The sequence below is a fragment of the Erythrobacter dokdonensis DSW-74 genome, assembly GCF_001677335.1.
Classification (GTDB): domain Bacteria; phylum Pseudomonadota; class Alphaproteobacteria; order Sphingomonadales; family Sphingomonadaceae; genus Erythrobacter; species Erythrobacter dokdonensis.
This window is the reverse complement of sequence record NZ_LZYB01000001.1, coordinates 260,376-280,995: the sequence shown is the minus strand read 5'-3', so window position 1 is coordinate 280,995 and position 20,620 is coordinate 260,376. Positions and strand designations below refer to the sequence as shown.

General features: G+C 65.7%; 14 protein-coding genes. 3 read left to right on the top strand and 11 right to left on the bottom strand.

The features are described 5' to 3' along the window. Positions 1 to 62: 62 nt before the first annotated feature. From I603_RS01375 to I603_RS01350, 6 genes are all read right to left on the bottom strand, one after another. Positions 63 to 578: a hypothetical protein gene (locus tag I603_RS01375; protein ID WP_143736724.1), complete on the bottom strand. Its 516-nt coding sequence runs from the start codon at positions 576 to 578 to the stop codon at positions 63 to 65. A gap of 70 nt (positions 579 to 648) precedes the next feature. Continuing rightward, entirely contained in the window at positions 649 to 3,030 is a 2,382-nt protein-coding gene (locus tag I603_RS01370; protein WP_086621826.1) for a glycoside hydrolase family 3 protein, read from the bottom strand. A gap of 105 nt (positions 3,031 to 3,135) precedes the next feature. Further along, positions 3,136 to 4,338 (bottom strand): MFS transporter, encoded by a 1,203-nt coding sequence (locus I603_RS01365; protein WP_068862025.1) that lies wholly within the window; start codon positions 4,336 to 4,338, stop codon positions 3,136 to 3,138. After that, a complete protein-coding gene (locus tag I603_RS01360; RefSeq protein WP_068862024.1) occupies positions 4,335 to 5,390 on the bottom strand; it encodes a LacI family DNA-binding transcriptional regulator in 1,056 nt (351 codons plus the stop codon). Before I603_RS01360 ends, I603_RS01365 begins: the two co-directional genes overlap by 4 nt. 22 nt (positions 5,391 to 5,412) lie before the next feature. Further along, positions 5,413 to 6,384 (bottom strand): glycoside hydrolase family 16 protein, encoded by a 972-nt coding sequence (locus I603_RS01355; RefSeq protein ID WP_169711376.1) that lies wholly within the window; start codon positions 6,382 to 6,384, stop codon positions 5,413 to 5,415. 16 nt (positions 6,385 to 6,400) lie between these two features. Further along, entirely contained in the window at positions 6,401 to 9,703 is a 3,303-nt protein-coding gene (locus tag I603_RS01350; RefSeq protein ID WP_068862023.1) for a TonB-dependent receptor, read from the bottom strand. Positions 9,704 to 9,898: 195 nt separating this feature from the next. Here I603_RS01350 and I603_RS01345 point away from each other — a divergent pair, with 195 nt between their 5' ends. Next, positions 9,899 to 11,410, top strand: a complete 1,512-nt coding sequence (locus I603_RS01345; protein ID WP_068862022.1) for a tryptophan halogenase family protein — start codon at positions 9,899 to 9,901, stop codon at positions 11,408 to 11,410. Here I603_RS01345 and I603_RS01340 read toward each other — a convergent pair. From I603_RS01340 to I603_RS01320, 5 genes are all read right to left on the bottom strand, one after another. Further along, on the bottom strand, positions 11,383 to 12,357 hold the full coding sequence (locus I603_RS01340) for an NAD(P)/FAD-dependent oxidoreductase (RefSeq protein WP_068862021.1): 975 nt from the start codon (positions 12,355 to 12,357) through the stop codon (positions 11,383 to 11,385). The genes I603_RS01345 and I603_RS01340 overlap by 28 nt on opposite strands. A gap of 47 nt (positions 12,358 to 12,404) precedes the next feature. Then, positions 12,405 to 13,391 (bottom strand): L-histidine N(alpha)-methyltransferase, encoded by a 987-nt coding sequence (egtD, locus tag I603_RS01335; RefSeq protein ID WP_068862020.1) that lies wholly within the window; start codon positions 13,389 to 13,391, stop codon positions 12,405 to 12,407. Then, positions 13,388 to 14,638, bottom strand: coding sequence for an ergothioneine biosynthesis protein EgtB (gene egtB / locus I603_RS01330; protein WP_198157202.1), 1,251 nt, complete (start codon positions 14,636 to 14,638; stop codon positions 13,388 to 13,390). Before egtB ends, egtD begins: the two co-directional genes overlap by 4 nt. Positions 14,639 to 14,721: 83 nt before the next feature. Beyond that, entirely contained in the window at positions 14,722 to 16,107 is a 1,386-nt protein-coding gene (locus I603_RS01325) for a class II 3-deoxy-7-phosphoheptulonate synthase (protein WP_068862018.1), read from the bottom strand. Positions 16,108 to 16,247: 140 nt separating this feature from the next. Continuing rightward, positions 16,248 to 19,262, bottom strand: coding sequence for a M16 family metallopeptidase (locus I603_RS01320; protein ID WP_068862017.1), 3,015 nt, complete (start codon positions 19,260 to 19,262; stop codon positions 16,248 to 16,250). Between the two features lie 110 nt (positions 19,263 to 19,372). Here I603_RS01320 and I603_RS01315 point away from each other — a divergent pair, with 110 nt between their 5' ends. Then, entirely contained in the window at positions 19,373 to 19,951 is a 579-nt protein-coding gene (locus I603_RS01315; protein WP_068862483.1) for a NifU family protein, read from the top strand. Between the two features lie 30 nt (positions 19,952 to 19,981). Next, a complete protein-coding gene (locus I603_RS01310) occupies positions 19,982 to 20,590 on the top strand; it encodes a malonic semialdehyde reductase (protein WP_068862016.1) in 609 nt (202 codons plus the stop codon). Positions 20,591 to 20,620: the final 30 nt, after the last annotated feature.

The window sequence follows — 20,620 nt, the reverse complement described above, 5'->3', positions numbered from 1 at the left end:
GTCGAGGCATGACAGCGCAGCCCGCCCCCGGTCAGGCAGGAGCGCGGACGGCGCGGCTGAGGTCAGGCGGAAAGTGCGGGCGGACCGGTTGCAGGCGGCGGCGGCGCGGCAAGACCGCGACCGGGGACAAGCGCCAACCGGGACAGGGGCGGGGGCACGATCGCCACCGGTGCCAGCAGATCAAGCTCGATCGGCTCGGGCGGCAGCACGGGCGCGCCGAGGGCGGCAAAATCGCACAATGCACTGGCCAGGCTGGCATGGCCGTCATGACCGGAATGGTCGCCGGCAGCTGCGGGCGCGTCGGCCCCGGCCATGGCATGATGGGCGTGATGTGCGGCGTGTTCACCGCCCTGCATCATCGCCATCGCCATCGCCATCGGAATCGGCGCAGGCGCAGGCGCGGCGGGCCTGCCCAGTGCCGCCAGCGCGGGCGACACGCCCGGACACGGCACCAGCAGCGCCTCGCCATCGCGCGCATTGCCGATCATCCAGCCATGCGGCACCGCCCATTGCGCCACCGCTGCAAAGGCAGCAAGGAGCAGGGCGAAACGGGCCAATGGAGTGCGGGAACGCGACACGATGACCCGCGGTTAGGGCAAGAAACCGGAGATGGAAAGGGGCCAGTTGTCCCCCCGCCCCTTCACCGCGCTAGAATGAACACTCCGCATCGGACGCGGTTTGATCGCGGACGATCTCGCTGATCTGGATGGCGAATTTGCCCTTGGAGGCGAAGGTCAGCCGGTCACCGACTTCTGCCAGACAGGCGCTGGTAAGCACCATCTCGCGCCAGCCCTTGCCCTCGGCCACGGCAAGGCTGCGCGTGATATCGAGCGGCTCGCCGCCAGCGGTCACGCTGACCTGCCCCTTGGGCCGGTTCTCGACCTGATAGACGATACGCCAGCCTGCCGCGCTTTCCGGCCCGGTCAGTGTCAGCTTCGCGCCCGGAGCAAAGGCGATGCGGCGCGCGTCTTCCTGCGCCTTGCGGTCGATGCCGGTGGCGGTAATGCCGTTGCCCACGCCGCGCAGGTCGGGCAGCACGGCATTGTCGGCCACCGCCTGCACCTGCATGCCCAGCCGTCCGGATGCGAACCACGTCGCGCCGTTATCGGCGGTCAGCGCCCTGCAAGTCTCGTCGAGCGTGGCGAGTTCCTGCCTGTCGCCGAGATCCTGCCCGAAGCCGAGCGGAAACAGCGCGCCCTCGGGCCCGTTTACCGGGGTGCCATCGCACTGTGCAGGCCAGCTGAACGCGAGGCGCCCGGTGGCGGGCCGCTTGCCGAACAAGACATCGGCCACCCCTGCCCCCTCGCTCCCCGGCAGCCAGGCGGCGACGAAGGCATCGGCCACGTTCAATTCGCGGTTGACCCACAAGGGACGACCCGAGAGGAACACCGCGACCGTAGGAATGCCGCGAGCACGGTAGGCGCGCAGCAGTTCAAGTCCTTCCTCGTCGCGGAAGGCGAGATCCTTGCGGTCGCCGACGAACTCGGCATAGGGCTCCTCTCCGAAAACGACGATGGCCACATCCGCGCGGGCGCCCGAAGGCCCGTCCGCGGCCAGCACCGCCTCACTGCCTGCTGCCTTGGCCGCGTCGGCGATCCCGGCCCAGATCGAGGTCGCACCGGGGAAGTCGTCGGCAGTCAGTTCGCCCCCGCCCTGCCAGGTCACCGACCATCCGCCCGCCTGCTGGGGCACGTTGTCGGCGGCGATCCCGGCAACTTCGATCCGCGCGCCAGGCTTGAGCGGCAGGACGCCATGGTTCTTGAGGATAACCTGCGACTTCGCCACTGCCTCGCGCGCAATCGCGCGGTGCTCGGGCGAGCCGAGCAAGTCCCACTTCCCGCCAAGCGCCCGTGCCGAGGGCTTCACCTCGCCGTCGAAAATACCGAGTTGCTGCTTCAGCCGCAGCACCCGCAGAACCGCCTCGTCGAGCCGCTCCATCGGGATCGTGCCGTTCTTCACCTGCTTGACGAGGCTGGCGTGGAGCGCTTTCCAGTCCTCGGGCACCATGTAGACATCAAGGCCCGCCAGCAGCGCCTGCGGGCAGTCCTTGTTGGTGCAGCCGTCCACCTGGCCGTGGCCGTTCCAGTCGCCCACCACAAGGCCCTTGAAGCCGAGATTTCCGCGCAACTCGCCCGTCAGCAGCGGCGCGTTGCCGTGCATCTTCGTGCCGTTGATCGAATTGAAGCTGGCCATGACGCTGGCCACGCCCGCGCCGATCGCGGCTGGATAGGGCGCGGCGTGGATCGCCATCAATTCGGCAAGATCACCGTCGACGTCGCCCTGATCGACCCCCTGCGCCGTGCCGCCGTCACCGAAGAAGTGCTTGGCCGTGGCCGCGACCTTGCCCGCGCCGAGGAACCCCGGCTCGCCCGGAGGGCCCTGCAACCCTTCGACCATCGCTGCACCAAGGCGGGCGACCAGGGCCGGGTCTTCGGAATAGCTTTCATAGGTGCGCCCCCAGCGATCGTCGCGCGCGACCGCGATGGTGGGGGCAAAAGTCCAGTCGATCCCGGTCACCTCGATTTCGGTCGCGGTGGCGGCACCGATGCGGCGGACAAGGTCGGCATCGCCCGTCGCGCCAAGCGCGATATTGTGCGGAAAGACGGTCGCGCCGATCACATTGGCATGCCCGTGCACCGCGTCGGTCGCCCACACGGCGGGGATCACGGGCTCATCGCCCTTCATCGGAGCGGTGGAGGCTTCCCAGAATTCGTCGGCCAGCTTGAGCCAGTCCGCCGCCGGGGCCAGATCATCGCCATAGGGGCCGGAATTGCCGCCATTAAGGATCGTGCCGAAGCGATACTTGCGCACATCCTTCGGCGTGATCGAGCCGATATCGGGCATGATGATCTGCGCGACCTTGCGCTTCAGGCTCATGCGGGCGAGCATTTCCTCGGGGGTTGCGGGCGATGCTTCGGCAGTCGTGCCGGCAGACGCTCCGGTCGACTGGACCGGTGCCGTTGCCGCACAGCCAGCGAGCAGGGCGGCAAGCCCCGCGCCCGTCGCGAGCTGCCCGAAATTCATTCGCATCACCAGACAAGTCCCTCCCAAGACCAATCCATGCTGGTCAGGCGTTCCTTTGAGAACGTTATCAAGATATGCCAAGGCCCACTCGCTTTTGCAAGCGGCAAGCGCTCATTTCAACGGGCGCGCAAAGCTGGCAAGCAGTATCGCGCTTCCGAGGGAAAGCACGGCGAACAAGAAGAACAGGGCCGAATAGCCGAAACCGGGTACCAGCATCACGGTCAGCCACGGCATAACCATCGCCGGCAGCGTGTTGGTGAGATTGAACAGCCCGAGATCGCGGCCACGATGCTGCGGTGAGGGCAGCACCCTGAGCGTCTGGCTGGCATGGAGCGACAGGAAGATCGCGGCGGCAATCGCAAAGATTACATAGCCCGCGATAGCCAGTGCCAGCGTGCCGGCCACCGCCATTACCAGCATGCCGATCGCACACAGCAGCGCGCATGCGGCAAGCGGCAGGATCGGGCGACCATGACGGTCCGACCAGCGTCCCAGCACCAGCGACAGCGGCAAGGCGCAAACCAGCACCACGCTGAAGATGTTGGCGGCAGAATTCTCCGGAAAGCCGGGCGCGAGCGAGCGCAACCAGAACAGCAGGAAAGCAAACATTCCGCCCTCGGCCACCTGCACCAGAAAGCGCGCCAGCCACATCCGCCGCACCGCCGCACCGCCGCTCACCCGCTCGGTATCCGCACGCTCTCGCTTCGGGCTCATCAGTTCGGCGCGCGCCCGTCCGCCGCCGAAGATCACTGCCGGCAGGACCAGCACCGCGACCAGAACGGCAACCACCCACAGCCGCGCCCCTGCCGGCACAATGGCGCCATATGTCACCAGCGACCCGGCCAGCGCGCCCAGCGCCGGAGACAGCGCCAGCGCACCGCCCAGCACGCCTTTCTGGCTATCGGGAAAGCAATCTCCTGCCCATGCCATCAGCGGCGACAGCATGAGATTGAGTCCGACCTGCCAAGCCATCACCAGCAGCACCAGTTCGCTCGCCGAGCGCGCCTCGCCGACAGCCAGCAGCAGCACGCCGGAAAGCACCAGCCCCGTTACAATCCACAGCCGGCGCGCACGCGTGCGGTCGCTCAGCATCCCCGCGGCGATGTTCGCAAGGCTCGCCACCACCGCGCCATAGAAGGCAACCTGAGCGAGAACGGCCACATCCTCGCCACCCTGCATTTCGGCGATGCGCTGGGGAAGCAGCACGGTCAGCAGCGGAACGAAGGCCACCGCCCCGCCCGCAGCGGCAAGCGCGAACAGGGCGAGAAACCAGACCGGCTGATGCACCGGTTCAGCGGCAGCCGGCGGGTTCAAGCCTTGTCCGGAGCGGGCGCGGTAGAGGACCGTTCGACCAACGCGGCGGCAACTTCTATGACACCGTCGCCTGTCCCTTCCTCGCCGCGCGCGATAAGCTGCTCGACTGCGCGCGACACGGTCTCGGCAATCGGCTGGTCGATCGCGGTCAGCGGCGGATTGGTGAAACGCACGATCGGCGTGTTGTCGAAAGATATCAGCGACAGGTCGCGCGGCACCGCAAGACCGCGGTCGCGCGCGACTTCGAGCGCCGCCAGCGCCATCTGGTCCGACGAGGCGATGATCGCGGACAGATCGGGGTTGCGGTCGAGCAGGGCGCGCGCTGCGCGGGTGCCGCTCTCATAGCCGAAGTCGCCGGTTTCGAGCAGGCCTTCGCCCGGCAAGCCATGTTCGGCCAGCGCGCGCTTCCAACCGTCGATGCGCCACCCGCTGAGGCTGTATTGCGCCGGTCCGGCGATCATGCCGATGCGGCGGTGGCCGAGTTCGATCAAACGGCTCGTGGCAAGGTGGGCAGCGCCTTCATCGCCCATCGTCAGCGCGATGCCTGGCCCCGGCTCCCGCGAACCGATGCGCGCAAAGGGGATGCCGCGCTGGGCCAGCAGATCGGTGATCAGGCGGTTTTCCGAGTGTGGCGGAGTCAGCACCACACCATCGGGCTGGAGCGCCGAAATTGCCGCGCCGAGTTCACGCTCGACATGATCGGAATGGGTATCGATCAATTCCACCATCATCCGGTAGCCATGCTTCGAACAGGTCAGGATCCCGCCCAGCAGCATCTGGTCGACCCAGTCCGTACCGCGCCGCTCGCGCCAGTCGGCCAGCGTCCGCTCGCGGTCATTGATGGCAAGGATGATGTAGGAGCGCGAGCCGCTCATGCGCTGTGCCGCGAGGCTCGGGACATAGCCCAGCCGGTCGATCGAGGCGCGCACCTTGTCGCGCAGCTGGGGGCGCACGTTAGGGCCGTCGTTGACAACCCTGCTTACGGTCTGGAGCGAGACACCGGCGTCCTCGGCCACATCCCTGATCGTCACTGTTTTGCGCGCCCGCGCCATTGCCCCCGTTTTCCCGTCCCGCTTACCGCATGCACGCGCGTCCCGTTTCGGGATCGCGCCCGCAGCGATAGACCCTAATCCAGTCGATAGCGAATTGCGCGGGAAAGCTTTTCGCCGCAACCCCTTTCGCGTTGTTTTCTTCCGCGAGACGTCCGCCGACTGCGAGATTGGCCATGATATAGAAAGGCTGGTCGAAGGGGGCCGCCGGATTGCCGCGTGCGAGCGGAGAGGCCGTGGTCCAGGCTTCAGCAGAAACAGTCAGGTGCACCCGGTCATCGACAAGGAACCGGATCAGCCCTTCGCTCCACTCGACGGCGTAAACGTGGAAGTCATCGGACGGGAGCGCCAGATCGGGCAAGGCCGCGCGGCTGTCGACGAAGAGGTTATTCGGCGCATAATCCCCGAAATGCAGTGCGCTGATCGTGCGGTTCTCGCCCCGCCCGCCTTCGCACTTCCTGCACCTTGCGCCGATATTGACCGCTTCGAGAATGTCGATCTCGCCCGAGCGCGGCCAGCCGCCATAAACAGGCTGGTTGGGCATCATCCAGACTGCGGGCCACGTACCCTGGCCTGCGGGCACCTTTGCGCGCACCTCGATCCGGCCATAACGCCAGGCGTGCAGACCGATGGTGCGGACCTTGCCCGAAGTATAGGGCTGGGACATGCGCGGGTTGGGGTTTTCGGCAATCTCGGGCGGACGCGCCGGGCCGCTAAAGCGCTCTTTCTTCGCCTTGAGCAGCAGAAGGCCGCCTTCGACCGCGATATTCTCGGGCCGGTCGGTATAGCACTGGCGTTCCCAGTTGCCCCCGCCCCAGCACGAAACCTCGGGCGTCCATTTCGTGCGGTCGAGACTGTCGCCGGCGAACTCGTCGGCCCAGACCAGTTCCCAGCCAGCGCCTTCAAGCGGTGCCAGATTCGGCTGGGGAGCAGCGCTTCCCCCGCAAAGCAACAGGGCCGCTGTCAGCGCTCCCGCCTTCAGCAGCCCTGTCATCATGATGTCCTCGCTGTCGTCAGAAGTCGAAACGCGCGAGGAAGGTAAAGCGGCGATCGTTGCGGAATGCGGAGCGCAGCACCCGTGTCCCGTCGAAATCGACCACCTGGCTGGTGCGCGTCACCTCGTCGAGCAGGTTGACCCCCTGCACGCCCAGCTTCACCCCGTCGATCACCGAGAAGAAGATCGACGCGTCAAGCTGGCCGGTGGATTCGCCCCAGATTGGCGAGAACGGGAAGATGTCGTCACGCGGGGTGATCAGGAAGGCCGAACGCCAGTTGTAGGCGGCACGCATCGACAGCCAGTCCTTTTCGTAGAACACGGTCGCGTTGATGGTGTTCTTCGAAATCCCTGCCAACGGCTGACCTGCGGCGAACGGCCCCAAGGTGCCTGCGCGGTCCGTATTGGTGAAGTCCGAACCGTCGACATAGGTGTAGGTCAGCTGCGTGCCGAGGCCGCTGAGGATACCCGGCAGGAAGTCATAGGTCTGCTGATAGGCAACCTCGACGCCCTTCAGCGTTCCGTTCTGCTGGTTGACCGGACGGTTGATTTCAACGTCGAGCGACGGAACCAGCGGGCTGCTGACATTGATGACTTCCACGACATTGTCGACGATGCCGCCAAGGTCCTTGATGAACCCGTTGACCGTGAGCGAGCCGACCCGGTCGAAATACCATTCGACCGACAGGTCATAGTTCCAGGTCTCGATCGGGCGAAGGTCACGGTTGCCGGTCCGCAGTGCGAACAGAGGACCGGTGTCCAGCGTGCCTTGCGCACGCAGGTTGCCGGTGTTGTCGCCGATTGCACCGCCCGAACGGAACGCCCCCAGATCGGGCCGGCTGATGCCCTTGGACACGGCCATTCTGAACAGCAGTCCGTTGCCCGTATCGAGCAATGCATTGAAGCTCGGCAACCAGTTGTTGAAGCTCTCGTCGCGGTTATCGACAAGGATCTCGGTGGTGTGGGCCGCAGCAAATTCGGCAAGGCGAGCGGGCGAAAGGCTGCAATAGGCCGGGCGCTGGTCAGGCGGCAGGTTCTGGGCCGTGGCACAGGCCGCGTTGACTTCGGAAAGCTGCGCAATCCCGTCGCCATTGCCGCCCGCCAGCGGGCTGTCGAATTGCTGGGCGTTGGGCAGGCCAAGCAGGCCGCCAGCCGCCACCGTGGTCCGCACGAAGCGCAGGCCGACATTGCCCGACAGCGCCCAGCCATTGCTGAAATCGGTGCCGTAATCGACACGGGCATAAAGCGCCTTCGTCTCTTCGCGCACGTCGTCGATCTCGTTCGGGCAGAACGGCGAGCACGGTATCACGGTCTGGGTGACCGGATCGGTGAAGGTGCGGCCGTTCACGCCAAAGAACGGGTTGGGCGTCTGCGAGAATGTGTTGATCGCGGCAGCCTGAGCTGCCGATTCACCCGACAGATACTCCCCGAGGAAGTCGTCACCACCAAAGAAGAAGGCGCCGCCCGGCAGCGGAGCGGGCGCATTGCCGCGCTGGAATCCGTCACCAAAGGGCGAGAACGGGGTCGAGAAGCCCGGGAAATCATCGACGAAGGCACCGCCGCCAATCGCGAATTCCTGCCCGGGCAGACCGGTGAAGAAACGGCCCGGCTGGAACCCGCCGGTGGCAGCACAGCCCGGCCCCGCATTCCACGGCGCGCAGCCTGCACGCCCGGCCCAGGGCGCCGAAAGGTTGCCCCAGGTGGTGAAGTTGGTGTCGCGCGTTACCCGGTCACGCTCCGACCAGCGCGCGCCGAAACGAGCCTTTCGGAAGAAGCCGTCGTCGCTGATGTCGTATTCCGCGTCGAGCCGCAGGCTGTCGAGCTGGCCTTCGTTACGGGCGACGCTGTCGAGCAGGAACCAGTAATAGGTGTTTTCGCCCGAGGTGAAGTAATCCGCCGGCGCGCCCGGAGGGGCGAGGAACTGCACCTGCGGAGTCCGCCCGGAATTGTCGATCGCGATGTTCGCCCAGGAGTTCATCACCCCGATGATGCTGTCCTGCCGCAGGTCGGATTCGATCCGCTGCGCCTCGAAATTGACCCGGAAACGATCGGAGATGTTCCAGTCGACGTCGAACGAGAAGTCCTGCGTGGTCGCAAGGGTATCGCGCTCGAACCGCAGGGTCTCGAAGGGGATACCGCCGCGGCCGAAGGGGTTGGCATAGGCATCGCCGATGCGCTGGCTCAACACGCCGCGCTGGAAAATGCCGTTCTGGTCGAATTCCCAGGTGCTGCCTGCGGCCGGAACCGGGAAAAGCAGGTCATCATTGACCAGCGCCAGCGCCGAGAACTCCTTGGTGAAAAAGCTCGTTTCCGCCCGCAGCCATTCGAAGGTCATGAGGAAATTGCGGTCGGGGCTTTCATATTGCATCACCGCCGAGATCGCCTCGCGGTCACGCTCGAGATCGGTGGTGCGTACGCCTGCACCCTTGGGAACGACCAGAGCACCGGCCGGCGGGAAGTTGCTGGCATCGAATCCGGCATCGCCGCTGAACCCGTCGCTGCCGACCGGACGGACGCGGAAGCAAGGTCCATCAAGCGAGGGAGCACGATAGCACGGATCGGTAATCTGGGATGCATCGGTGCGGCTGATCAGTTCCGACTTGGCAAAGCCGAGCTGGAAACCGAGCGTGCCGGCTTCCGTTTCGACGGTCGTCGATCCGGTGACCGAGAAGCCGGGCGAGACCTCCTCCGCGAAATCCCCGTAATTGGCCTCGATCGTGCCTGCGATGTGCGTGCCGGGGCGATCGAGCGGCTTGCGGGTGACGAGGTTGACCGTGCCCGCGATCCCGCCTTCGATCATGTCGGCGGTGAGGTTCTTGAACACCTCGACCCGTCCAAGCAGCTCGGGCGAGACATCGTTGAAGCTGAGAACGGTTCCACCCGTGGCCGAGAAGATGTCACGGCCATTGAGTTCCGAACGCACGAAAGGCAGACCGCGCACGATCACGCCGGTGCCTTCAACCGAGAAACGGTCGGGGTCGGAGGGCTTTTCGAAGCGGCCGATATTGACGCCGGGGACGCGCTGGAGCGCTTCGGCCACCGAACGGTCGGGCAGCGCGCCGATATCTTCGGCGGTGATCACGTCAACGAAAGTGTCGGCGTTGCGCTTGAGGTTCTGGGCCGATGACAGCGCGGCGCGGAAGCCGGAAACGACGATCTCGGGCTGTTCGGTGTCGGCGACCTGCTCTTCTTCAACAGCCTGATCGTCCTGCTCGGCATCCTGGGCAAGCGCCGGGCTTGCGATGACCGCAGAAATCGCCAGAGCCGAAGCCGTGCCGAGAACAAACAGCCGCCCACGCGGCGCAACGCTTGCGTAATTCATGGTGTTTTCACTCTCCCCTCGCCCCGCGCCGGATTCCAGTCCGCCACTCGAGCCTTGCACATCATGCGTAGCGCATATTGTTAGCGTTCTCAAGACTTGTAATCTGCGCATCATATTGCATTCTGGCAACACTTGGCGGGGCGGCAGAATCCCGGACAGCAAGGGCGTTATCGCCCGTTGGGGATCGAGGAACCTATGGCAATTCAAAGAATAATCATCGTCGGCGGAGGTACAGCCGGATGGATGGCGGCGGCTGCCCTGTCGCGGCTCAAGGCCGGGCGACCTGTGGAAATCACCCTGATCGAATCCGAAGCGATCGGCACGGTCGGGGTTGGCGAGGCAACGATTCCACCCTTTGTCGGCTTCAACCAGCTGATCGGTGTGGACGAACGCGAAATGCTCAGCGCGGTGGGCGGCACCTTCAAGCTCGGCATCCAGTTCGAAAACTGGGGCAGGATCGGCGACAGCTACATCCACCCCTTCGGCGCCTATGGCTACACCATGGGCGGGATCAGCTTTCACCACGTCTGGCACCGCATGGCGCAGGGCGGGGACAAGCGCCCGATCCAGGTTTTCAACCTTGAAACCATGGCCGCCTATTTCGGCAAGTTCGCCCGCACCGAGGATTACAAGCGCGACGATCTGCCACCGGTCAATTACGCCTATCACCTCGACGCCGGACGCTATGCCGCGTTCCTGCGCCAGCTGGCTGAGAGCCGCGGCGTGGTGCGACAGGAGGGGCGGATTGCCGATGCTGCAATCGACGGGGAAAGCGGCTTCGTCACCGGCGTCACGCTGGATGATGGCCGACAGTTTGCAGGCGATCTGTTCATTGATTGCTCGGGCTTCCGGGGGCTGCTGATCGAACAGTCACTCAAGACAGGCTACGAGGACTGGACGCACTATCTTCCCTGCGACCGCGCGGTAGCGCTGCCCTGCAAGCGGGACGACGGCAGCCCGCCCCCGCCCTTCACCCGCGCCACCGCGCACCGCGCCGGATGGCAATGGCAGGTGCCGCTCCAGCACAGGAACGGCAACGGCCATGTCTATTGCTCGGCCCACATGGAAGACCAGGAAGCGCTCGACATCCTGCTCGGCAATATCGCGGGCAAGCCGCAGGCCGAGCCCAACTGGCTGCGTTTCACGACCGGACGCCGCAAGAAGTTCTGGAACAAGAACGTCGTCGCGCTGGGCCTTGCGGCAGGCTTCATGGAGCCGCTGGAATCGACCTCCATCCACCTCATCAACACCGGGATCGACAAGCTGCTCTCGCTGCTGTCGCTCGACGGGATCACACAGGCGCAGGAGGATGCCTTCAACCGGCTGACAGGGCGCGAATATGCCCGCATCCGCGACTTCCTGATCCTGCACTACAACGCCACCAGCCGCACCGATTCGGATTTCTGGAACTATCTGCGCACCATGCCCGTGCCCGACACGCTGACCGAGAAGGTCGAGCTGTTCAAGGCCAACGGCCAGATCTTCCGTGAGGAGGACGAGCTGTTCACCGAAACCAGCTGGGCAGCGGTGATGATGGGTCAGGGGATCGCCATGGGCAGCCACAACGCCATGGCCGACGCGCTCGACCCGGCCAAGACGGCCGAGGAAGTGAACGAGATGGAACAGTCAATCCGCTATCTCGTCCAGCACATGCCGGGGCATGGTGACTATCTGGCGCGCTATTGCCCCGCGCCCGCTGCCGCCTGAGCAAGCACCAGCGCCGCCAGCGCGCGGCCTGACACGAACGCCCCTTCGACGCGGGGGCTGTGCAGCCAGTCGCCCGCAATGCCGAGGCCGAGCGCGGGATCGAACCGTGCATCCTCGCCTGCGAGAGGCTGCGGCAGAGCGTAAAGCCAGCGATGCGCATCGAGATGAACCGGCGTGACTGGTGCGATGCGGCAAGCGGCGAAGAAATCGGCCAACAGGATGTGCGCCACTTCCTCTCTCGGCACATCAAGCAGTTCGCGGCTGCGCGCCGGACTGGCGTGGATCACCCAGCCTTCCGCCCCGCTTCGCCCCGGCTTGGCCGAATTGCGCGCCGCCCAGCTGACGGGTGCGGCGTCGCTGCGGAACGTATCGGCGGCCTGCGAAAGGCGCTCGGAAAAGGCAGCCATCACTGCCCAGCATGGCGCGGAACCGACGCCCGCCGCCAGCGCGGCAAGTTCGGGCGCGGCCTCGGCGAGCAGCGCCGCCGCCTGTTCGGCAGGCACGGCGACCAGCACGCGCGCAGCGGTGAAGCTCAGTTCGCCTGCCACGACCCGCCACCGCGTGCCATCGCGCAAAAGGCGCTCGGCCCGCACGCCCCAGCGCACGTCCAGCGCGCTTGCCATGGCGCGGATCGGTGCGTTCATTCCCGGCACGCCGACCCATGCCTGCTCGCCAGCGGCAGGCCAGCGCGCGACCACGCCCGCCTGCTCCCATGCGGCGACTGCATCGCGAAAGGCGGCGTCGCGCGCGGTGAAATATTGCGCGCCGTGATCGAAGCTCACCGTCTCGCCCGCAATCTCGACCCGCCGTGTGGCCATTCGCCCGCCGGGGCCGCGCCCCTTGTCGAGCACCGTTACGCTGGCCCCGCTGCGGGCCAGTTCGGTGGCGCAGGCAAGGCCAGCCATGCCCGCCCCGATCACCAGATAGTCGCTGTAATCTTCGTCCATCCGGCGCCAACGCATGGACGCCGTGCCGGTTTCACGAAACCCGCCTATCAGGGCGCGCTGCGCGGCGGGCGCGCCTCGGCCAGCAGCAGCGAGAAACGCTCTTCGCTGTCGGTCCAGCGCGCGCGGGGTTCCCAGCCTCCTGCAGCCAACAGCATGTTCGACGTGCGGCGGGTGAACTTGTGGCTGTTTTCGGTGTGGATGCTCTCGCCCGCATTCATGGAGAAGTCCTGTCCGCTTACGGAAAATGCAACGTCGCGCAGCGCCACCAGATGCATTTCGATCCGCGCATAGACATCGTTCCAGCGCGCCTGATGGGCAAAGGCATCGACCGGAATATCACCGCCAAGTTCGCGGTTTATGCGGTGGAGCAGATTGCGGTTGAAGCGCGCCGTGACGCCTGCGGCATCATCATAGGCGGAAATCAGCACCTCCTCGTCCTTGATGAGGTCCATGCCGATCAGCAGCAGCGCGCCCACACCCAGCGTCTCGCGCATCGAGCGCAAGAGGTCGGTCGCGGTGCGGGCGACCATATTGCCGATCGTCGATCCGGGAAAGAAGCCGAGCTTGGGCAGCCACTCGACTTCTGGGGGCAATTCGACCCGGCGCATGAAATCGGCCTCGACCGGATGCACCGGCAGCCCCGGAAACTTCGCTGCGAGCTCGGCAGCCGCCGCGCGCAGGAAATCGCCCGCGATATCGAGCGGTACATAAGCCGAAGGCGCAATCGCGGACAGCAGCAGCGGCGTCTTGACCGAGGAACCTGATCCGAACTCTACTACCGCCCGGCCCGGCCCGATCAATTCGGCAAATTCGAATGCGCGGGCGCGCAGGATCTCGGTCTCGGCGCGGGTGGGGTAATATTCGGGCAGCTGGGTAATGTCCTCGAACAGCTGCGATCCGGCATCGTCGTAGAACCAGCGCGCGGGGATCGCCTTCTGCTGTTCGGAAAGACCCGCCAGCACGTCTGCACGGAAGGCCGGATTGACCCCGCGCTCGTCGCGCTCGACCAGTTTGAGCCCTTTGGGGCCGGTCATGCCGCACCATCCTTTGCAAGCCTCAGGCCGGTGAACTGCCAGCGCTGGTGGGGATAGAAGAAATTGCGGTAGGAGGCGCGCGAATGGCCCCGCACCGTAGCGCAGCTTGCGCCGCGCAGCACCACCTGCCCGCTCATGAACTTGCCGTTATATTCGCCCACTGCCCCTTCGGGCACACGGAAGCCGGGATAGGGCAGATAGGCCGAACGGGTAAATTGCCAGCAATCGCCGAACATGCCTGAGCTGCCGATCGGCAAGACGGGCCCCGCCCCGTCGAGCTGGTTGCCCCCCGCCGGGTCATGGCTGGCCGAGATCACCTCCCACTCGAACTCGGTCGGCAATCGTGCGCCCGCCCAGGTGGCGAAGGCATCGGCCTCGAAATACGAGATATGGGTGACCGGCGCGTTCGGATCTCGCGCCTGCCAGCCCTGATGGGTGAAATACGCGCCGTCCTCGCGCCAATAGAGCGGCGCGGCGATGCCGTTCCCCTGCACCCACGCCCATCCGTCGGCGAGCCAAAGGCGCGCCTGACGATAGCCGCCATCGGCGATGAATTCGTCCCATTCGCCGTTGGTAACCAGCCGGTCGGCCAGCGCGAAGGGCTCCAGCAACACGCGGTGGCGCGGGCCTTCGTTGTCGAAGGCGAAGCCTGGTCCGTCTTGGCCGACCAGCGCGATCCCGCCGGGGTGGGTGTGCCAGCCCATCGCGGCAGCGGCGGACGCGGCAGGCGTCGCGCCGTCCCACATCGCCGGGCCGAGCGGATTGGAGAAAAGCGCATGCTTGATGTCGGTCAGCAGCAATTCGATATGCTGCTGTTCATGCGCAATACCCAGCGCAACAAGACCCGCGAGCGCCGGATCATCCAGAAGCGGCGTCATGGCCTCATCCACTGCCGCACGCCAATCCAGCACCGCGTCAAGTGTCGGACGCGACAGCATCCCGCGCGCCGCCCGCGCGATGCGCGCACCTTCGGCCTCGTAATAGGAGTTGAACAGGAACGGCCAGTCCTCGCGATGGAGCCTGTAGCCCGGCGCGTGTTCGCGCAGCAGGAAGGTTTCCCAGAACCACGTCGTATGCGCCAGATGCCATTTGGCGGGGCTGGCGTCCTCCATCGACTGGATCGTCGCATCCGCATCGCTCAGCGGGCCGACCAGCGCCTCGGTGAGCGAGCGGGTGGCATGGAACTGCTGCGCCAGAGGGGCGCCGGCAACGGCGCTTACCGCCTCGGCAGACAAGCTTCGGGGCACGGGCTTCTCCTGTCGCCGCCTTGCATCAAGGCTGCGACCATGCCGCAGACCCGTGACAATTGAAAGGCATGGCGCGCGCGGGATCAGGCCGCGTCGGCGCTGACCTCGGCCTCGCGCCCGCCCGCGGCCTCGTTGAGCATCTCGGCCACCAGGAAAGCTAGCTCGAGCGACTGTTCGGCATTGAGGCGCGGGTCGCAATGGGTGTGATAGCGGTCGCCCAGGCGTTCCTCGGTGATAGCCACGGCCCCGCCGACGCATTCGGTCACGTCCTGCCCGGTCATCTCGATATGGATGCCGCCAGGGTGCGAACCTTCGGCGCGGTGGACCGCGAAGAAGCCCTTTACCTCGCGCAGGATGCGGTCGAAGGGCCGGGTCTTGAAGCCGGTGTCGGACTTGACGACATTGCCGTGCATCGGATCGCAGCTCCAGACCACGGGATGGCCCTCGCGCATGACAGCGCGCACCAGCTTGGGCAGGCCATCCTCGACCTTGTCGTGGCCATACCGGCTGATCAGCGTGATCCGCCCTGCCTCGCGCTTCGGGTTCAACTCGTCGAGAAGGCGCAGCAGCGCGTCGGGTTCCAGCGAAGGCCCGCACTTCATACCGAGCGGATTGCCGATTCCGCGCGCGAATTCGATATGCGCCGAGCCGGGGAAGCGGGTGCGGTCACCGATCCAGACCATGTGCGCGCTGGTCGCGTACCAGTCGCCGGTCAGCGAATCGCGGCGGGTCAGCGCCTGTTCGTAAGGCAGCAGCAGCGCCTCGTGGCTGGTGTAGAAGCTGGTGCCCTTCAGTTGCGGCACGGTGCCGGGATCGACCCCGCAGGCCTCCATGAAATCGAGCGCCTCGCCGATCCGGTCGGCCATCTCGCTGAACTTTTCGGTCCACGGCGTGCGGCCCATGAAATCGAGCGTCCACTGATGGACTTGCCTCAGGTTGGCATAGCCCCCGCCCGCAAAGGCGCGCAGCAGGTTCAGGGTCGCGGCAGCCTGGGAATAGGCGCGCACCATGCGCTGCGGATCGTTGCGACGCGCGGCGGCGTCGAACTCGATGCCGTTGATATTGTCGCCCAGATAGCTCGGCAGAGTCACGTCGCCGATTGTTTCCGTCGGCGAGGAGCGCGGCTTGGCGAACTGCCCGGCCATCCGCCCGACCTTCACCACCGGACGCTTGCTGGCGAAAGTCATCACCACAGCCATCTGCAGCAGCACGCGAAAGGTGTCGCGAATGTTGTTGGGGTGGAACTCGGCAAAACTTTCCGCGCAATCGCCGCCTTGCAGCAGGAAGCCGTGACCATTGGCCACATCGGCAAGATCCGACTTCAACGCACGCGCCTCGCCCGCGAACACCAGCGGGGGATAGGCGGACAAGGTCCGCTCCGCATCAGCCAGTTCGGCGGCGTCCTCGTAATGCGGAAGGTGCCGCGCTTCGCAGGCTTTCCAGCTCTCCGGGGTCCAGGTCTCGGGCACGTTGACTACTCTTTCGTTCCATGATGCACGCCGAGGGCGCGCAGGCGCGGCCTGCTACAGGAGGCGCGTTTCAATTGTAAAGCGACAATGGCCTTTGCGACAATAATATTTCCCGCGTCGACCGGGTCGCCCTCCCCCGCTCAGCGTCCCGCCGGTGCACCTGCAGCCGCACGGGCGGTCGCGGCGGTGCTGCCTGCAGGGGCCTTGGCCAGCTCCTGTCCTTCCGGGATAACGGCCAGCAAGAAAGGTTCGCCCTTGGCGAGATAGCGGTCCGCCAGAAACTGCATCACCTGCGGGCTGGTTTGCGAATAATCCGCCAGCAGCGTGCGCAGCAACGCCACCCGTTGAGGATCGAGGGTCGCCCCTTCCAGATTGTAGAGCCAGAACTGGTTACCGGTCGAAGCACGGCGGATCAGCTGGGCGAGCGGCTCGGTCACGCGCGCCAGTTCGTCGGCGGTGGGCGGGTTCGCGGCGAGATCTTTCGCGATGCGATCGGCCTCGGCGAAGAACACCGGCACGAACTCGGGCTCGAGCTGCGCAAGCGCGGTGATACGCCCGCCGCTCGGCAGGTCCTCGGGCCACTTGGAGAATACCTGGGGCGAATAGCTCGCGCCGGCACGCTCGCGCAGGGCGTCGAGCAGGCGATTATTGAACAGCTGGGTTAGGATTTCCAGCTGACGGCTCTCGCGCAAGCTGGCGACCCCGCCGCCGCTTGCCCAGGCGACCACCGCGGCCGCCTGGTTAGCATCTCCGCGGTGCCTGACGATCGCAGGCTTGCCCGGGTTAGCCGAGAAGGAGGGCACCCGCGCAGCAACCTCGGCCGCGATCGGCTCGCGCGGGGGCAGCGCGCCGAAAGTCAGACGCAACTGTTCGACGATTGCAGGCTTGTCGAACTCGCCGAACACCAGCACCTCGATCGGTCCCTGCTGCAGCAGCGGCTCCCACACGACACGGAATCCTTCGGGCGTGACCGAACCGAGCGCTGCCGGGTCGGGCGTGGCAAAACGCGCATCACGCCCGGTGACCAGATATTCCAGATCACGATTGAGCACACCGCCGGGGCTGGTTGAATAGGTGTTGTAGGCGAGTTCCGCCGCGGCCTTGGCGCGGATCACCGGATCAGCATCCCAGCGCGGCATCCCGAGCTTGGCAGCGAAGAGGTAAAGCTGGTCGGCAACGTCTTCCGAACGGGTCTGCGCTGTGAAGGTGAACACCGCATCGTCGATGGCAAAATCGAAGCCCAGCTTGCGACCGGTCGCGAGGCGGTCAATCTCGTTCTGGCCGAGCTCTCCCAGGCCGGAACCGACCAGCGCTGCCTCGCCCATCGGCGCATAAACCGCGCTGCCCGCGTCAAAGGCACGGTAGCCCGCACCGAAGCGCACCCGTACGGTGACCCGGCCCGGTTCGGCATCATTGGCCCAGACCAGCGCCTTGACACCGTTGGCGAAGTCGACCTGCTCGATCTCGAGCACGCCCAGCGGTTTCTGGACAGCGATCGTGCCGGGCTCACCTACCGGCGGGAGATCGTCGAAAGAAATGCTCGCCACCGCGAGGCGGGCGCTGCCATCGGCCTCGGCCTCCCGCGCGAGTGCGAGGCGCAATGCCTGCTCGTCCGCCTCGCCCGGCTGCGGCGTTACGTAAACCGAACGCGTCACCACACCATCGAACAGCCCCTTGGTATGGGCCAGCACTTCCTCGGGGTTGAGCCGCGATTTCATCCCGCGGAACACGTCGAGCACCACCCGGGGCGCGGCGACGGTTTCGCGGATATCGACCGCGTTGACGAGATTGTTGACGAGATTTGATCCCGACTGCACGCTCTCCTGCTCGACCTCGTTGGCGAAGACCACGTCGAATTCCGCCGCCTCGCGGTCGATTTCCTCCTGGGTCGGCGGATTGACCATTGCATCGGCAATCACAGCGCGCACATCAGCCAAGGCCGCCTGCCAGTCGCTGGTCAGGGGCGCGAAGGTAACGAAGGTCGCATCGACCGAGCGGGAGATGTCGTCCTGCTGGACCTGCGCATAAAGGAAGCTGCCGCCGCCGCGGGCACGCGCCTCGAGCCGGCGGTTGATAATCGCCTGGGCGATGGCATCGAGCAACAGGCCCTCGTTGTAGACGATGGTATCCTCTACCGGACGCCACGGGCGCATGATGGCATAGGTCAGGCTGCGCGGCAGATCCGGCTCGACACCGACTGCCAGTTCACCGATCGGCGCAGGCGCCATGCCCTCACCAGCCGCAGAGGCGGGCGCGACCGGATCGCCGAAATCGGGCGCTACGCCCGGCTTGCCGGTGCCTTTCCAGTCGCCGAACCATTGCTCGACCAGCCCGGCGAGCACCACCGGATCGGCATCCCCTGCGACCACGATCACGGTATTCTCTGGCCGGTACCAGCGATCGTAGAACGCCTGCACCGTCTTGCCGCGTGCGGCCTTCAGTGTCTCGTCAATGCCGATCGGATTGCGGGTGGCGAGCCGCTGTCCGGCGAAGAAGGTGCGCCGGGTGAGGTCGGCCATGCGCTGCCCCGCACCGCCGCGCTCGCGCTTCTCGGCCAGCACGATCGGCAGTTCGGCGCTCACATTGGCATCACTGAGAACAGGCTCGCGGATCATGCCCGACAGCAGCTTGAAGCTTTCCGACAGCTTGGCCTCATTGATGTCGGGAATGTCGAGCTTGTAGACCGTATGGGTCGGACTGGTCTCGGCATTGGTATCGCTGCCGAAGGTCGCACCCAGACGTTGCCACGCGGCAATCGCCTCGGCCGGTCCGAGATACTTGCTTTCGCGGAACAGCAGGTGTTCGAGCAGGTGGGCAAAGCCCTGTTCGCTGTCTTCCTCATGGAGCGAACCGGCATCGATGCGCACCCGGATCGAGATCTGCCGCGGCGGCACCCCGTTACCGCGCACCGCATAGCGCAGCCCGTTCTTCATCTCGCCGAACAGCCACTTGTCGTCGACCGGAACATCCGACCCGCGATAGAGCCACGGCACCTCGCCCTCGGCCTGCACCGCCTGCGGTGCGGGAATCGGCGGGGTAGCGGGCGCAGTCTCGGCCGGAGCGGCAGGGGCCGGCTGGGCGAGCAGCGGCTGCACCAGCACGAACGGAGCAAGCAGGATGGCGAAAGCGCGGTGGGCGCGGGTCAGCAAGGTCATGGGCCGGACTATAGGATGGCAAAAGGTGAAGCGATAGTGAATGTCTGCCCGGCGATGCCGGACGGGTTTGCGTGCTTGAAATCAGACGAAATCGGTCTTAAATGCCCGCCATGTTCATCGAAACCGAAACCACCCCGAACCCCGCCGCGCTCAAGTTCCTGCCCGGACGCACCGTGATGGATACTGGCAGCCGGGAATTCGCCACGCCCGAAGCCGCCGAAGCCAGCCCGCTGGCGCAAGCGATTTTCGACACCGGCGAGGTCGTGAACGTGTTCTTCGGCGCGGACTTCGTCAGCGTCACCGCCGCACCCGGCGCGGACTGGAGCGCGCTGAAGCCACAGGTGATCGCGATCCTGCTCGATCATTTCGTTTCCGAGGCTCCGCTGTTTGCCCCCGCCACCGCAGGCGGGATCGCAGTGCCGCCCGAAGACGACATGGCGGTGGAGGAACGCGCCGAGGATGCCGAGGTCATCGCCGCGATCAACGAACTGCTCGAAACCCGCGTCCGCCCTGCCGTAGCAGGCGATGGCGGCGACATTGCCTATCGCGGCTTCCGCGACGGGGTCGTGTACCTGACCCTGCAAGGGTCGTGCTCGGGCTGCCCGTCGAGCACCGCGACGCTGAAGCACGGCATCGAGGGGCTGCTGAAACATTATGTCCCCGAAGTCGTTGAAGTCAGGGCCGCCTGACTTCCTTTCTCGCAATCACGGGGATTTCCCATGACCACCCAGTTCCACGACCACGTCCTGTCGGACGCGGCGCTTGCCCAGCTGTTCAACGAAGCGCGCAGCTATAACGGCTGGCTCGACAAGCCGGTGTCGGATGAACAGCTCCACGCGATCTGGGACCTGATGAAGATGGCGCCGACCTCGGCCAACATGCAGCCGGTGCGGATCGTCTGGATCAAGTCGCCGGAGGCAAAGGCAAAGCTGGTCGAATACGTGATGGAGGGCAACAAGGCCAAGGTCGCAGCTGCCCCCGTCACCGCTGTGATCGGTTACGATATCGACTTCCACGAAGAACTGCCCTGGCTGTTCCCCCACACCGACGCGAAAAGCTGGTTCGAGGGTGACGAGAAGGGACGCGAGGAGGGCGCCTTCAGGAACTCTTCGCTTCAGGGGGCATACCTCATGCTGGCCGCCCGTGCGATCGGGCTTGATTGCGGGCCGATGTCGGGCTTCGATCCGGCCGCTGTCAACGCAGCGTTCTTCGCCGATAGCCCCCGCCACCGGGTCAATTTCATTTGCTCGGTGGGCTACGGCGACCCCGCCAGCATCTTCGAGCGCAGTCCCCGCCCGGATTTCGCGACCTTCAACCGCATCGCCTGACGCGCATCTCGCGCTTGCACGCCGCCCCGC